Annotated in this window: 3 protein-coding genes; all 3 read left to right on the top strand. The window is 74.2% G+C overall.

Annotated features, from left to right (window positions below):
* Positions 1-28: 28 nt before the first annotated feature.
* The 3 genes from ACQP17_RS34065 to ACQP17_RS34055 all read left to right on the top strand — a co-directional run bounded on the left by ACQP17_RS34065 (position 29) and on the right by ACQP17_RS34055 (position 16,098).
* Positions 29-5,614, top strand: coding sequence for an SDR family NAD(P)-dependent oxidoreductase (locus ACQP17_RS34065; protein WP_433859777.1), 5,586 nt, complete (start codon positions 29-31; stop codon positions 5,612-5,614).
* A gap of 64 nt (positions 5,615-5,678) precedes the next feature.
* On the top strand, positions 5,679-10,592 hold the full coding sequence (locus ACQP17_RS34060; protein ID WP_433859776.1) for a type I polyketide synthase: 4,914 nt from the start codon (positions 5,679-5,681) through the stop codon (positions 10,590-10,592).
* 64 nt (positions 10,593-10,656) lie between these two features.
* The gene (locus ACQP17_RS34055) at positions 10,657-16,098 is read left to right on the top strand and encodes a type I polyketide synthase (protein ID WP_433859775.1); all 5,442 of its coding nucleotides are present in this window, start codon (positions 10,657-10,659) and stop codon (positions 16,096-16,098) included.
* Positions 16,099-16,429 lie beyond the last annotated feature (331 nt).

Raw genomic sequence — 16,429 nt, 5'->3', positions numbered from 1 at the left:
TCGGCCATATTCCAGAGATGAGCAGGACATGCGATCCGAAGAACAACTGCTGGACTACCTGAAGCGCGTGACCGCGGACCTGCACGACACCCGGGTGCGGCTCCAGGCGACGGAGGAGGCGTCCCGCGAGCCGGTCGCGATCGTCGGGATGGGGTGCCGTTACCCGGGCGGCGTGTTCTCGCCGGAGGATCTGTGGCAGCTGGTCTCCGAGGGACGCGATGTCATCGGCGAGCTGCCCACCGACCGTTCCTGGAACCTGGACACCCTCTACGACCCCGATCCGACGGCACCCGGTACCACGTACGCCCGCGGCGGTGGGTTCCTCGACACCGCCACCCATTTCGACGCGGGGTTCTTCGGCATCTCCCCGCGCGAGGCCGCCGCGATGGACCCGCAGCAGCGGCTGGTCCTGGAGACGGGCTGGGAGGCGCTGGAGCGCGCCGGCATCCCCCCGGCGTCGCTCGGCGGGAGCGACACCGGTGTCTATATCGGTACGGGCATGCAGGACCACATCATCCATCTGCAGAAGTCCCGGCAGGAGGCCGAGGGGTTCGTCGGCACCGGTAACGCCATCTCGGTGGTGTCCGGCCGGCTCGCGTACACCCTCGGGCTCGAAGGCCCCGCCGTCAGCGTGGACACGGCCTGCTCGTCCTCGCTGGTGGCGCTGCACCTCGCGGTCCAGGCGCTGCGCGCAGGAGAGTGCTCGCTGGCTCTGGCGGGCGGGGCGACGGTCATCAACACCCCGGTGATGTTCGTGGAGTTCAGCCGTCAGCGCGGGCTGTCGCCGGACGGCAGGTGCCGGTCCTTCGCGGCGGACGCGGACGGCACCGGCTGGTCGGAGGGCGTGGGTGTGCTGGCACTGGAGCGGCTGTCGGACGCGCGGCGGCACGGGCACCGGGTGCTCGCCGTCGTGCGCGGGTCGGCGGTCAACCAGGACGGCGCCTCGAACGGTCTGACGGCGCCGAACGGGCCCTCGCAGCAACGGGTGATCCGGCGGGCGCTGACCGCGGCCCGGCTGTCGGCCGATGAGGTCGACGTGGTGGAGGCGCACGGGACGGGGACGCGGCTGGGTGATCCGATCGAGGCGCAGGCGCTGTTGGCGACGTACGGCCAGGGCCGGCCTGCCGAACGGCCGTTGTGGCTGGGGTCGTTGAAGTCGAACCTCGGGCATGCGCAGGCCGCCGCGGGCGTCGCCGGTGTGATCAAGTCGGTGATGGCCCTGCGGCACGGGGTGTTGCCGCGGACGCTGCACGTGGACGCGCCGACCCCGGAGGTGGACTGGTCGGCGGGTGCGGTGCGGTTGCTGACGGAGCGGCGGGACTGGCCTCGTGCCGGCCGGCCGCGCCGGGCGGGCGTGTCGGCGTTCGGGATCAGCGGCACCAACGCCCACCTCATCCTCGAAGAGGCCCCGGAATTCGAGGAGGCTCCCGAGGAGGGGGCTGCCCCGGCGCCGCGGCTGACGGGCATGCCGTGGGTGGTGTCCGGGCGGAGCGGGCAGGCACTGCGGGCGCAGGCGGCCCGTTTGCGGGACTGGGCCGAGGGCCACCCGGACGTGGCGCCGGAGACGGTGGGTCTGGCCCTGGCCACCGAGCGGTCGGTGTTCGAGCACACGGCGGTGCTCACCGGCGCCGGCCTCGACGACATGCTGGGCGGGCTGTCGGCACTGGCCGAGGACCGGGCGGCGCCGGGTGTCCGTCTGGAGACGTCGGCCGGGGGCGGCCTCGCCTTCGCGTTCACCGGGCAGGGAGCTCAGCGCCCGGGCATGGGGCGCGGCCTGTACGAGACCTTCCCCACGTACGCGGAGGCGTTCGACGCGGCGTGCGCGGCACTGGACCCGCACCTGGGGCGCCCGCTGGCGTCGGTGGTCTTCGACGGCGATCCCGCCGGCGCGGAGGCGCTGCGGACGACGGCGTACGCGCAGCCGGCCCTGTTCGCGGTGGAGACGGCGCTGTTCCGCCTGATGCAGTCGCTCGGCGTCCACCCGGATCTGCTGATCGGGCACTCGGTGGGCGAACTGTCCGCCGCGCACGCGGCCGGGGTGCTCTCGCTTCCGGACGCGGCACGGCTGGTGGCGGCCCGTGGGCGGCTGATGCAGTCCGTGCCCGAGGACGGCCGGATGCTCGCGGTCCAGGCGTCGCAGGACGAGGTGCTGCCCCGGGTCGCCGAGCTGGCGGAGAAGGGCGGCGCGGTGGCGGTGGCCGCGGTGAACGGGCCGGAGTCGGTGGTGGTCTCGGGCCGCACCGAGGCCGTGCAGGCGCTGGAGAAGGAGTTCGCCGGGCGGGGCCGCCGCACCCGGTACCTCGACGTGAGCCACGCGTTCCACTCCCCGCTCATGGATCCGGTGCTGGAGGAGTTCGCCCGGATCGCGGCGTCGGTCACCTTCCGGCCGGCGACGATCCCCGTCGTCTCCAACGTGACCGGGGGTCTGATCGGCGACGCCCGGCTCGCGGACCCCGCGTACTGGGCGGACCACATCCGCGCCACGGTCCGGTTCGCCGACGGGGTGGGGGCGTTGGCCCGCGAGCAGGTGGACACCGTGCTCGAACTGGGCCCGGACGCCGCACTCACGGCGCTCGGCGGCGAGATCCTCGACCAGGACACCGCCGCCTTCGTGCCCGCCCTCAGCCGCAAGCACGACGAGACGCCCACGTTTTTGACCGCGCTGGCCCGGCTGCACGCCCGGGGCGTCCCCGTCCGCTGGCCCGCCGCCACCACCCCGTCGGATGCGTCGCCGGACCTGCCCACCTACGCCTTCCAGCGGGAGCGCCACTGGCTGGACGGCGTGGAGCGGACCGATGTGGCGGGCACGGGCCTGACCGGCATCGGCCATCCGCTCCTGGCGGCGCAGACCGCGCTGCCGGGCACGGACGGGGTCGTCCTCACCGGCAGCCTGTCGCTGCGGGACCATGCCTGGCTCGCCGACCACGCCGTGCTGGGCGTGGTGCTGGTGCCCGGCGCGGGGCTGCTGGACATGGCCCTGACCGCCGCCGGACACACGGGCTGCGCCGAGGTCGAGGAACTCACGCTGCAGAGCCCGCTGATCCTGCCCGAACAGGGCGCCCGCTCCGTGCAGGTCCTGGTGGGCGCGGCCCAGGAATCGGGGCGGCGCACGATCACGATTCATTCGCGGCCGCAGGACGGCGACCCGCACGCCGCGTGGACGTGCCACGCCACCGGGCTGCTCGCCACCGGTCCGCAGGAGGAGCCGGCCACCTCGTCGGAGGCCTGGCCGCCGGCCGGGGCCGTCCCCGTCCCGGTCGACGACCTCTACCACCGCCTGACCGAGGGCGGCGTCGACTACGGACCGTCGTTCCGGGGGCTGCGGGCCGCATGGCGGCTCGGCGAGGACTTCTACGCCAACGTCGACCTTCCCCAGCTGTCCGGCACGGAGCGGTTCACGCTGCACCCCGCGCTGCTCGACGCCGCCCTGCACTCCCTTGCCCTGCCCGGCGCGATCCTGCACACGGGCCAGGCGCACCTGCCGTTCTCCTGGAGCGGGGTACGGCTGCACGCCTCGGGCGCCGACGCGCTGCGTGTACGGGTCCGGGGGACGGGGCCGAGCAGCGTCGGCCTGGAACTGGCCGACGGCACGGGCCGGCCCGTCGCGACCGTCGGTGAACTCGCCCTCCGTCCGGTGAGCCAGGAGCAGTTGCAGGCCCCCGGCGCCGACCCCACCTCGCTGTACACGGTGGAGTGGCCCGTGCGGGAGCTGCCCGCGGGCGCGGCCGGTTCCGCGGCGCGGAGCTGGGCGCTGATCGCGGCCGACGGGCCCGACGGGTATGCCGTCAACGGCGTCGAACTGAGCCGCCACACGAGTCTGCCGGCGCTCGCCGCCGCCCTCGACGCCACGGAGGGGCCCGCGCCCGAAGCGGTCCTCGTCCCCTGCTTCCTCCCCCTCTCCCCCGGCGGCCCGCCGGAGGACTCCGCCGGCCTCGTCGAGCGGGCGCACGAGTACGCCGCGACCGTCCTCGACCTGGTGCAGACATGGTTGGGGGATGCGCGTTTCGCGGGCTCCCGGCTCCTCTTGCTCACCCGGGGCGCGGTCGCGCCCGACGCCGGCCCTCCCCTCGGCGACGCATGCGGCAGTCTCGCCTGGGGGCTGGTGCGGACCGTGCAGAACGAGCATCCGGGGCGGGTCCTGGTGGCCGACCTCGACGACGATCCGGCGTTCTGGTCCGTGCTGCCCGGTGTGGTCGCCCACGAGGAACCCCAGGTGGCGGTGCGGCGTGGTGTCGCCCACGTGCCCCGCCTGGCCCCGGCCCGCGGCGCCGCCCGGCGGCCCGCCCCCTTCGACGGCGAGGGCACCGTGCTGGTCACCGGCGGCACGGGCGGACTGGGCAGCCTGCTGGCCCGGCATCTCGTCGTCGAGCACGGTGTGCGGCATCTGCTGCTGACCAGCCGACGTGGCCCGCAAGCGCCCGGAGCCGCCGAACTCTGCGCCGAACTGGAGCAGTTGGGAGCGCGGGTGACGATCGCGGCGTGCGACGCGGCCGACTCCGCCGCCGTCGGTGAGCTCCTCGGCTCGCTGCCCGCCGGCCATCCGCTCACCGCGGTGATCCACACGGCCGGCGTCCTGGACGACGGTCTCGTCGAGGATCTGACGCCGGAGCGGCTGAACACGGTACTGCGTCCGAAGGCCGACGCCGCCGTCGTCCTGGACCGGCTGACCCGTCACCTGGATCTGGCCGCTTTCGTGCTCTACTCCTCCGTCGGCGGCACCCTGGGCGGTCCGGGCCAGGGCAACTACGCCGCCGCGAACGCCTTCCTGGACGCGGTCGCCCAGCGCCGCCGCGCCGAGGGACTCCCCGGGCTCTCGCTGGGCTGGGGGCTGTGGAGCGAGTCCACCGGCATGGCGGCCGGGATCGGCACCACGCACGTCGACCGCCTGAACCGCTCCGGACTGGTCACGATGTCCCCCGCCGAGGGACTGGCGCTGTTCGACGCGGCGATCGGCGGGGAGTACGGGCCGGTGGTCCTGCCCGTCCGTCTCGACCTGCCCGCGCTCAGGTCCCGCGCCACCGCGGGAGCGTTGCCGCCGGTGCTCGCCGGTGTGGTCCGCACACCCGCCGGGCCGGCCCGCGCGGCGAAGAGCGGCACGGTGTCCGGGGCCGCGCTGCGGACGAGTCTGTCGGAGCTGTCGGAGGACGAGCGGCGCCGGATGCTGCTGGACGTCGTCCGCGAGAACGTGGCGGCCGTGCTGGGCCACCACCGGGACGGGGCGGTCGACGACGAGCAGCCCTTCAAGGACCTCGGGCTCGACTCCCTCACCGCGGTGGAGCTGCGCAACCGGCTCGCCTCCGCCACCGGTCTCACCCTGCCGGCCACCCTGCTGTTCGATCTGCCCTCGCCGTCGGCGCTCGCCCACCATCTGCTCACCCGCATGGGGTCGCAGCAGAGCAAGTCCCCGCTGGCCGAGGCCGTCGACCAGCTCACGGCCCTGCTCACCACCCCTGACGTGGGGGACACGGAACGCGACCGGGCCACCGCCCGGCTGCGCTCCCTGCTGTGGCGGCTCGACGACGGCAGGGAGCAGAGCACGGAGGACGCCGCGGACCAGGCGGAGTCGGACGACGACATCTTCGCGCTCGCCGACCGGGAGCTGGGCCTGGCGTGAGCCCGGCTCGGCGTCCCCGGAGCCCCGCCCTCCGGCCTCCCACCGACCACACAAGGAGTCCCCCGTGTCCACCGATCCCACCGCGTCCGACGCACCCGGTCCCTCCCGCGAGTCCGCCGGCTCCCCCGCGGCCCCGCAACCGACCGAGGAGAAGTACCGCGACTACCTCAAGCGCGTCACCGCCGATCTGCGGCAGACCAAGCAGCGCCTGCGGACCGAGCGTGAACGGGCCGCCGAGCCCCTCGCGATCGTCGGCATGGGGTGCCGATTCCCCGGGGGCGTGCGGTCGCCCGAGGAGCTGTGGGAGCTGGTGGCCGCCGAGGTCGACGCCATCGGCCCGCTGCCCGCCGACCGGGGCTGGCCGCTGGAGACCCTCTACGATCCCGACCCGGACCGCCCCGGCAAGAGCTACGTCATGGAGAGCGGGATCCTGCACGACGCCGCCGGGTTCGACGCCGAGTTCTTCGGGATCTCACCGCGCGAGGCACGGGCGATGGACCCGCAGCACCGGCTGCTGCTCGAAACCTCCTGGGAGGCCCTGGAACAGGCGGGCATCCCGCCGACCTCGCTGCGGGGCAGCACCACCGGCGTGTACGTCGGACTGTCGCCCTTCGGCTACGGGCCCCAGTCGGCGGAGGTCCCCGCCGACGCGGAGGGCCATGTCGTGACGGGCGGCGCCCCGGCCGTCGCCTCGGGACGGATCTCGTACCTCTTCGGTCTCGAAGGTCCGGCGATGACCGTCGACACCGCCTGCTCGGCCGGGCTCGTCGCGCTCCATCTGGCCTGCGAGTCGCTGCGCCGCGACGAGTGCGACCTCGCCCTGGTCGGCGGGGCGGCCGTGATCGCCACCCCGATGGTCTTCACGGAGTTCAGCAAGCAGCGTGCGCTCGCCCGGGACGGCCGCTGCAAGGCGTTCTCGGCCGACGCGGACGGCACCAGCTGGTCGGAGGGGTGCGGGGTACTCGTCGTGGAGCGGCTCTCCGCGGCCCGCCGCAACGGCCACCGGGTGCTGGCCGTCGTCCGGGGCTCGGCGCTCAACCAGGACGGGGCGTCGAACGGCCTGACCGCGCCGAACGGCCCGTCGCAGCAGCGGGTGATCGAGGCCGCGCTCGCCGCCGCCAGGGTCGCCGCCGACCAGGTGGACATGGTGGAGGCGCACGGCACCGGCACCCCGCTCGGCGACCCCATCGAGGCGCAGGCGCTGCTCGCGACGTACGGCCAGGGCCGCGGCGCCGACCGCCCGCTGCGGCTCGGCTCGCTGAAGTCCAACATCGGCCACACCCAGGCCGCCGCCGGCATCGCCGGGGTCATCAAGACCGTCCTCGCGCTGCGCAACGGGGTCATGCCCAAGACCCTGCACGTGGACCGGCCGACCACCCAGGTCGACTGGTCGGCCGGCCGTGTCGAACTGCTCCGCGAGGCACTGGCCTGGCCGGAGGTCGACCGGCCCCGCCGGGCCGCGGTGTCCGCGTTCGGGGTGAGCGGCACCAACGCGCACGTCATCCTGGAGCACGACGCCCGCCCCGCCGCGCCCGGCGCCGAGACCGCCGAGGCCGACGCGGGATCCGCCGCGCCGCCCGCGTCGCCGGGGCCGCACCCCGTCGTCCTGTCGGCCCGGACGTCCGCCGGTCTCGCCGCACAGGCCGACCGGCTCCACCGGCACCTGCTGGCCGCGCCCGACACGCAGCCGGCCGACATCGCCTGGTCGCTCGCCACGACCCGCGCGCATCTGCACCACCGGGCCGCCGTGGTGGCCCCGGACCGCACCGCGCTGCTCGCCGACCTGCGGTGCCTGGCGGACGGCCTCGACCTGCCGCGGAGCGTCGTCACCGGCACGGTGACGGCGAGCCGGAAGGTGGCCCTGATGTTCCCCGGCCAGGGCTCGCAGTGGCCGGGCATGGCCCGCGAACTCCTCGCGTCCTGCCCGGTGTTCGCCGAGTCGCTGCACGAGTGCGCCCGGGTGATCGACGACATGGTCGACTGGTCGCTGATCGGCGTCGTGACCGGCGCCGACGCGCAGCGCCTCGACGAGGTGGACGTCCTGCAGCCCGCGCTGTTCGCGGTCATGGTCTCCCTGGCGAAGCTCTGGCGCTCCTACGGCGTCGAGGTCCACGGCGTCGTCGGCCACTCCCAGGGCGAGATCGCGGCCGCTTACCTCTCGGGGGCGCTGTCGCTGGCCGACGCCGCCCGGATCGTGGTCACCCGCTCCAGGCTCCTGCTCAAGGTCGCCGGCCGCGGTGGTGCCCTGGCGGTCGGGCTGTCCGCCGAGGCCGCCACGGACCGGATCGCGCCGTGGCACGGCAAGCTGTCCATCGCCGCCGTCAACGGGGCGGATTCGGTCGTCGTCTCGGGCGAGGCCGGGGCGTTGCACGAGTTCCAGGAAGGCTGCCGGACCGACGGGGTGTGGTCCCGGCGCGTCGACGTCGCGGGCATCGCCGCGCACTCGGCCGAGATCGAGTCGGTGCGCGACGAACTTCTCGCCGCCCTCCGGGGCATCGCGCCGCGCGAGGCGGACGTGCCCTTCTACTCGACGGTCACCGGCACCCGGCTCACGGGCCGGGAGCTGGACCCGGAGTACTGGTACCGCAACCTGCGGGAGCCGGTGCGGTTCCTGGACATCACCGAGGCGATGCTGGCCGACGGGTTCGGCTACTTCGTCGAGGCCAGCCCGCACCCGCAGTTGACGGTCGGCACCCATCAGACCCTCAAGGCCGCCGACTCCGACGGCACGGTCCTCGGCTCGCTGCGCCGCGACGCGGGCGGCCCGGAGCAGATGCTGCTCTCCGTGGCGGAGGGCTATGTCCACGGCCTCCCGGTGGACTGGACCCGCGTGCTGGAGCCGGGCGCGCGGGTGCCGCTGCCGACGTACGCCTTCCAGCACGAGCACTACTGGCTCACCGCCACGGACACCGTCGCCGCCGTGACGGAGACCGACACCCGGTTCTGGGACGCCGTGGAGCGCGAGGATCTGGCGCAGCTGTCCGACGATCTCGGCACGGACGCCGGCCTGGCCGAGGTCGTGCCCGCGCTCGCCCGCTGGCGGCGCGAGGGGCACCGCCGGTCGCGCCTGGACTCCCTGCGCTACCGGATCACCTGGCGGGCCGTCACCGAACCGCCGTCCGCGGCCGGTGTCCCGGGCCGCTGGCTGCTGGTGGGCGACGACGACCGGACCAAGGAGGTGGCGCGGCTGTTCGAGACGGCCGAGGTGCTGTCCCCGGCCGGCGCGGACCGTGCCGCACTCGCCGAACTGCTCCGCGGCGCCGGCCCGTTCGACGCCGTGGCCTGCGTCGAACAGGACGCCGAGCGGCTGCTCGTCCTCGTCCAGGCCCTCGGCGACACGGACGCCGCCGCACCCCTGTGGTGTCTGACGAGGGGCGCGGTCAGCGCCGGCCCGTCCCAGCCGCCGGCCGATCCCCGCGGGGCGGCCCTCTGGGGGCTCGGCCGGGTCATCGCGCTGGAGCGGCCGGATCGCTGGGGCGGCCTGGTGGATCTGCCCGATGCGCTGGACGACCGCAGCGCCGGACTGCTCGCCGGAGTGCTGACGAGCGCCGGCGACGAGGACCAGCTCGCCGTCCGGTCGAACGGCGTCTGGGCCCGGCGGCTGGCCCACGCCGCCACCACCGGGTCGCCCGGCGAGTGGAAGCCGTCCGGCACGGTGCTCATCACGGGAGGGACGGGCGCCATCGGAGGGGCGGTGGCCCGCTGGGTCGCCGAGCAGGGCGGCTGCTCGCTGGTCCTGCTCTCCCGCCGTGGCCCGGACGCCCCCGGCGCGGCGGAGCTCGCGGCCGAACTGGCGGACACCGGCACGCCGGTCCGGATCATCGCCGCCGATGTCGCCGACCACACTGCCATGGAACGGGTGCTGGGTGACGTCACCGAGGAGTTCGGGCCGTTGCGCTCGGTGTTCCACGCCGCCGGTGTCCCGCAGAGCACCCCGCTGGAGGACATGACGGCCGAGGAGTTCCGGCAGGTCGTCTCGGCCAAGGTCGACGGGGCCCGGGTGCTCGACGAGCTGCTCGGCGACACCGCGCTGGACGCGTTCGTGGTGTTCTCCTCGATCGCCGCGGTCTGGGGCAGCTCCCGCAGCGGCGCGTACGCCGCCGGCAACGCCTCGCTGGACGCCCTCGTCGAGCAACGCCGCGCCCGCGCCGCGGCCGGCACCTCGATCGCCTGGGGGTTCTGGGGCGACGGTGGCATGGTGGACGCCGAAACGGCCCCGTTGCTGCGTCGCATCGGCCTCGTCCCGGTGAGCCCGCAGGACGGCATCGCCTCCCTCCACCTCGCCCTCGCCCACGACGATGTGGCGGTGACGGTGGCCGAGGTCGACTGGGAGCCGTTCGCCGCCACCTACACCGCGGCCCGGCCCCGTCCGCTGATCGAGGACCTGGCGGAGGTACGGCGGGCCGCCCCGGGCGGTGCGGCCGGGCCGCAGGCGGAGTCCGTACCGGCTGAGGTCTTCCGCCGCGAGATGCTGGCTCGGGGACCGGCGGAACGGCTGACGGCGATGACCGATCTCGTGCGCACCGAGGCGGCGGCGCAGCTGGGGTGGAGCGACGCCGAGCGCATCGAACCCCACCGCGCCTTCAGGGACCTCGGGCTGGACTCGCTGGCCTCGGTCGGCCTGCGCAAGCGGCTGGACGGCAAGACGGGGCTCAGGACGCCGGTGACCCTCGCGTTCGACCATCCGACACCCGCCGAGGCCGCCGCCTTCCTGCTCGCGCTCCTGCTGCCGGAGGGTGCCGACGGCGACCCGGCGGTGCACGCCGAGAGCGAACTCGACCGTCTGGAAGCGGCGCTCGCCGGCTGGGAGGCGGGATCGGTCGGCCGGGCCCGGATCACGATGCGCCTGTCGAGCATCCTCGCCCGCTGGAAGGAGACCGGGCCGTCGGCCGATGAGGACGCGGCGGACGCGGATCTCGCCGACGCCTCCGACGACGACATGCTCGACGCCCTCGGCCGCGAGTTCGGCATCTCCTGACGCACCGTCTCCCGGCCCGACATCCGTGTGTCCCGAACAGGCACCGCCACGAAAGGCTTCTCCCGTGCCCCAAGAAAAGAGCGCCTCCGCCGACGGACGGATGCGGCATTTCCTGACCGAGCTCACCGCGGAGCTGCGCCAGGCCAAGAAGCGGATCAGCGCGTACGAGGCCGAGGAGAACGAGCCGGTCGCCATCGTCGGGATGGGCTGTCGGCTGCCCGGCGGCGCGAGCAACCCGGCCGAGCTGTGGGAACTGGTCGCCGGCGGCACGGATGCCATCGGCGCCTTTCCCACCGACCGCGGCTGGGACACCGAGCGGCTCCACGACCCGCTGGGCGAACAGCCCGGCACCACCCGGGTCCTGGAGGGCGGCTTCGTGTACAACGCGAGCGCTTTCGACGCGGGGTTCTTCGGCATCTCACCGCGTGAAGCGGTCGGCATGGACCCGCAGCAGCGGCTCCTGCTGGAGACGACCTGGGAGGCGCTGGAGGACGCCGGGATCCTCCCCGCCGACCTCCGCGGCAGCCGCACCTCGGTCCATGTCGGCGCCGGCACACAGGGCTACGGCTGGAACATGTACGCCGACGACCGGGACACCGACGCCGAGGACCACAGCATCATCGGCGTCACCACCTCCCTCGTCTCCGGCCGCATCGCCTACACCCTCGGACTGGAGGGGGCGGCGCTGACCATCGACACGGCCTGTTCGTCCTCGCTGGTGGCGCTGCACCTCGCCTGCCAGTCGCTGCGCCGTGGCGAGTGCGATCTGTCGCTGGCCGGCGGGGTGACGGTGATGGCGGCGCCGAGTGTGTTCGTCGAGTTCACCAAGCAGGGCGGCCTGGCCGCCGACGGCCGGTGCAAGTCCTTCTCCGACGACGCCGACGGTACCGGCTGGGCCGAGGGCTCCGGCGTCCTGGTCCTGGAGCGGCTCTCCGACGCCCGCCGCAACGGCCACCAGGTCCTCGCCGTGATCCGCGGCTCCGCGGTCAACCAGGACGGTGCGTCCAACGGCCTGACCGCCCCGAACGGCCCGTCCCAACAGCGCGTCATCCTCGACGCCCTGGCCGCCGCGCGACTGGCACCGCGGGACATCGACGCCGTGGAGGCACACGGCACCGGCACGACGCTCGGTGACCCGATCGAGGCCCAGGCGCTCCTGGCGACCTACGGCCTGGACCGGGATCCCGCCACGCCGCTCTGGCTGGGCTCGCTGAAGTCGAACATCGGACACAGCCAGTCCGCTTCGGGCGTGCTGGGCGTCATCAAGACGGTGCAGGCCATGCGGCACACCACCCTGCCGCAGACCCTGCACGCGGCGACCCCGACCACTGCGGTGGACTGGAGCGCGGGAGCCGTCCAGCTGCTGACCGAGTCCCGTCCGTGGCAGAGCGAGGGGCGCCCGCGCCGGGCCGGGGTCTCCTCCTTCGGGATCAGCGGCACCAACGCGCACGTCATCCTCGAAGAAGCCGAAGCCGAAGCCGAGCCCGAGGTGCGCGGAGCGGCTCCGGAAGGTCCGGTCCCGCTGCTGCTCTCCGGCCGCTCGGAGCAGGCGGTGCGGGACCAGGCGGAGGCGCTGCGCGCCCACCTGCTGCGCCGCCCCGCCGATGAGCCGAGCGAGGTGGCCAGGTCGTTGGCCACCACGCGGACCGTGTTCGCACACCGCGCCGTCGTCGTCGGCGAGACCCGGGAAGCCCTGCTCGACGCGCTGCCGTCGGTGACCCCGGTGCTCTCGGGCCCCGGGCGGGTGGCGGGTCTCTTCTCCGGTCAGGGTGCGCAGCGGCCGGGCATGGGCCGTGAACTGGCGGGGCGTTTCCCGGTGTTCGCCGCCGTGCTGGACGAGGTGTGTGCGGTGGCCGATCCCCTGTTGGGGCGCTCGTTGCGGGAGGTGATGTGGTCGGAGCCCGCGGAAATGCTGGAGCGCACGGAGTACGCGCAGCCGGCACTGTTCGCCTTCGAGGTGGCGATGGCCCGGTTGTGGCAGTCGTGGGGCGTGGAGTTCTCCGTACTGGCGGGGCATTCGGTCGGGGAGATCGCCGCTGCGTGTGTGGCGGGGGTCCTGTCGTTGCCGGACGCGGCGCGGATGGCGGTGGCGCGGGGCCGGCTGATGCAGGCACTGCCGGAGGGCGGCGCCATGGTCGCCATCGCCGCGAGCGAGGTCGAGGTGGAACTCCTCACCTCGGGGGAGCCCTCGGCCACGATCGCCGCGGTCAACGGCCCGGAGGCGGTCGTGGTCTCCGGTGCCGAGGAAGCCGTCCTGCGGATCGCGGACTACTGGCGTGAACAGGGCCGCCGCACCACCCGGCTGCGGGTCAGCCACGCCTTCCACTCACCCCTCATGGACCCGATGCTCGACGACTTCGCCACCGTCCTCGGCGAGCTGACCTTCCACGAACCGACCCTCCCCGTCAGCCCGTCGGCCGACAGCTCACAGCCTTTCGCGTCCACCGCCTACTGGCTCGACCACGCCCGCCACGCCGTCCGCTTCGCCGACGCGATCCACGAGATGCCCAGCGCCGACCTCTTTCTGGAACTGGGCCCGGACGCGGCACTGACCCCGCTGCTGGGCGCGGAGCGACCCGCGCTGGCCACCGCCCGCCGGGACACACCCGAGGTGCTCACCGTCCTCCAGGCCGCGGGCACGGCACACACCCATGGTGTGACGGTGGACTGGCCGGCCCTGCTGGGCGCCGGACGGCGGGTGCCGCTGCCCACGTACCCCTTCCAGCGGCAGACGTACTGGCTCGGTGGCACGGCCTCCCCCACCGCCCCGGACGGCGCCCGTCCGGCGGCCCGCAACAGCCAGGAAGAACGGTTCTGGGCGGCCGTCGAGCAGGAGGACGAGCAGACGCTCACCGGCCTGGGCGCACCGGCCGAACTCGGCCCGGCTCTCCCGGCGCTGGCCCGGTGGCACCGTGCGGCCCGGTGGCAGAGCACGCTCGACTCGTGGCGCTACCGGATCGTCTGGCAGCCGGTGACCGAGCCCCGGACCGTCGCCCAGGTTCCGGGTACCTGGCTGGTGGTGGTGCGATCGGGCGACGACAGCGAGGAGAGCGCCGCGGCGCTGCGCGTCCTGGCGCGGATCCTCGCCGACACGGTGCTCGTGGAGACCGGGACCGACCGCGGGGAGGCGAAGGCCGCGCTGGTCGACGCCGTCGCCGACGCGCCCATGCTGGCCGGAGTCGTCAGTCTGATCCAGCACCCGGACGCGCTCCTGACCCTCCTGCAGGCACTCGGCGACGCGGGGACGGGCGCCCGCCTGTGGTGCCTGACCCAGGGCGGGGTGGCCACGAGCGACAACGAAGCGCCGCGCAGCGCCCACGCGGGGGCGTGCTGGGGACTCGGTCTCGTCGCCGCCCTCGAACACCCCGACCGCTGGGGTGGTCTGCTCGACCTGCCGGCCCGGCTCGGGGAGCACACCGCCGGCCGGCTCGCCGGCATACTCGCGGGCGACGCGCACGAGGATCAGGTGGCGTTGCGGGACAGCGGCGTGCTGCTGCGCCGGCTGGTGCCGGCCCCCGCCCTGCCCGCCGCCCGTGCCTGGAACCCGTCCGGCACCGTGCTGATCACCGGTGGCACGGGATCGCTCGGCGCGCACGTGGCCCGCTGGCTCGCCGAGCGCGGAACGTGCTCCTTCGTCCTGCTCTCCCGCAGCGGGCCCGACGCGCCCGGGGCCGCCGAACTCGTCGAGGAGCTGGAGAAAGCCGGCTCGCGGGTCCGCGTCGTCGCGGCCGATGTCGCCGACCGCGCACGGATGTCCTCCCTGGCCGCCGAACTCGCGGCCGGCGGCGAACCGGTGCGCGCGGTCTTCCACGCCGCGGGCGTCGGCCAGAACACTGCGCTGATGGACATGCGTCTGGAGGAGTTCCGGACCGTCTACTCCGCCAAGATCACCGGCGCCACGGTGCTCGACGAGGTGTTCGGCGACGCGCAGACCGGTCTGTTCGTCCTCTTCTCGTCCGTCTCCGGGGTGTGGGGCAGCGGTCGCTACGCCGGGTACGCCGCGGGCAACGCCTACCTCGACGCCCTCGCCCGGATGCGCCGCGCCCGCGGGCTGGCCGCGACGTCCGTCGCATGGGGCGTGTGGGCGGACTCCCGCATGGTCACCCCCGAGGCCGAACAGCACTACCGGCGGCGCGGGTTGATACCGGTGCCCGCGTCCGGTGCGATCGCCTCGCTGGAACGGGTTCTGGACGCCGACGAGCCCACGGCGGTCGTGGCCGACATGGACTGGGACCTCTTCATGACGGGCTACGGCGCGGCGCGCCGGCGCCCGTTGCTGGAGGAGCTGCCGCAGGTACGGGCGCGGCGTCCGCAGGAGGCGACCACCACCGCCACGGACCGAGGCGACCTGCGGGGCAGGCTCGCCGGGCTGTCGCCGGCCGAGCGGGGGCCGGTCCTGGACGACATGGTGCGCGCCACGCTCACCGAGGTACTCGGGCACACCGACCCGTCCGCGATCGCGCTGGATCAGCCCCTGGTGGAACTCGGCTTCGACTCGCTCTCCGCCGTGCAGGTGCGCAACAAGCTGGGCCTGGCCACCGGGCTCTCGCTGCCGGCGATGCTCGTCTTCGACCACCCCACGGTGACCGCCGTACGTGACTTCCTGGCTGCCGAGCTCGACGGCGCGGGCCGGACGGCAGGGACAACGGGCGGGGAACACGAGGACCTGGCCTTTGGGGCCGACGAGTCCTTCGCCGCCATCTACCGCAAGGTCGCGCTGCGGGGCCGGATGGAGGAGGTCGAAGACCTGCTGGGCAGCGCGTCCGGCCTGCGTGCGCGCTTCTCCGACGCCGCAGAGGCACCGGGCGGCACGCGCTTCGTGCGGCTCGCCACCGGCGGTCAGGGGCCCGCGGTCATCAGCTTTCCGCCCTTCGCGCCGGTGGAGCAGACCCTGCAGTTCGTCCGGCTGGCCAGCTTCTTCCGTGACCGGCGGGATCTGAGCATGGTGACCGTGCCGGGCTTCCTGAAGGGCGAACCACTGGCCGAGAGCGTCGAGGTGCTCATCGACGTCCTGGCCGAGTCGGCGAGGCAGTGCGCGGCCGGCTCGCCCTTCGCACTGCTGGGGTACTCGTCGAGCGGCTGGCTCGCGCACTGCGTCGCGGCCCGTATGGAAGCGCTCGGCACACCGGCCCAGGGGCTGGTGCTGCTCGACACGTATCTCCCCGACGGCATGTCGGTGGCGCTGCGCCAGGCGATGACGTACGAGGTGAACGAGCGGCGCTCGCGGTTCACCAAGCTGAACTTCACGTCGATCACCGCGCTGGGTACCTACCGCAGGATGTTCCGCGGCTGGAGTCCGCAGCCGCTCTCCACGCCGACGCTGTTCGTCCGGCCCGAGGAGTGCATCCCCGGCGATCCCGGGCTCCCGCCGCTCACCGCTCAGTGGCGTACGCACTGGCCGCTGCCGCACACCGACGCGACGGTCCCGGGCGACCACTGCACGATCGTGGCGGAGAACGCCGACGCCACCGCGGCCCTGGTCCACGACTGGCTGGACACCCTCTGACCAGCCCCTTGCCCCGGTCCGGCCCCGTCGCCCTCGTATGGACGACGGGGCCGGCTTGGTGTGCCGATCTGATCCACGGACCGCGGAACGTGGCCGCGTGCACGGGAGTTGCCGCAGCGGGGTCCGGAGGGGCGGGTGAGCGGTGTGGGAGGGCCTGGGCGGGCCACGGTGCCAAGGGCCGCGCCGGAAAGGAAAGGGGAGAAAAGGCTAGGGGAATCTAGGGGTTATCGCTGCCAGGATTCGGTCCGTACTGTTTGGCGCCAGGCAGGGAACGGAGGTCAAGTCCTATGTCTCCTCGACTCGTTCACCCATGCCCGTCCCGCGCACAGGT

Origin of the sequence: Streptomyces kronopolitis (genome assembly GCF_050953795.1) — a bacterium.
Lineage (GTDB): Bacteria > Actinomycetota > Actinomycetes > Streptomycetales > Streptomycetaceae > Streptomyces > Streptomyces kronopolitis_A.
The sequence above is the reverse complement of the archived record's forward strand: the minus strand, read 5'-3'. Positions and strand labels throughout refer to the sequence as shown.

Coding starts and splice junctions, on each gene's coding strand:
- ACQP17_RS34065 (WP_433859777.1), top strand. CDS start 29: ATGCGATCCGAAGAACAACTGCTGGACTACCTGAAGCGCGTGACCGCG.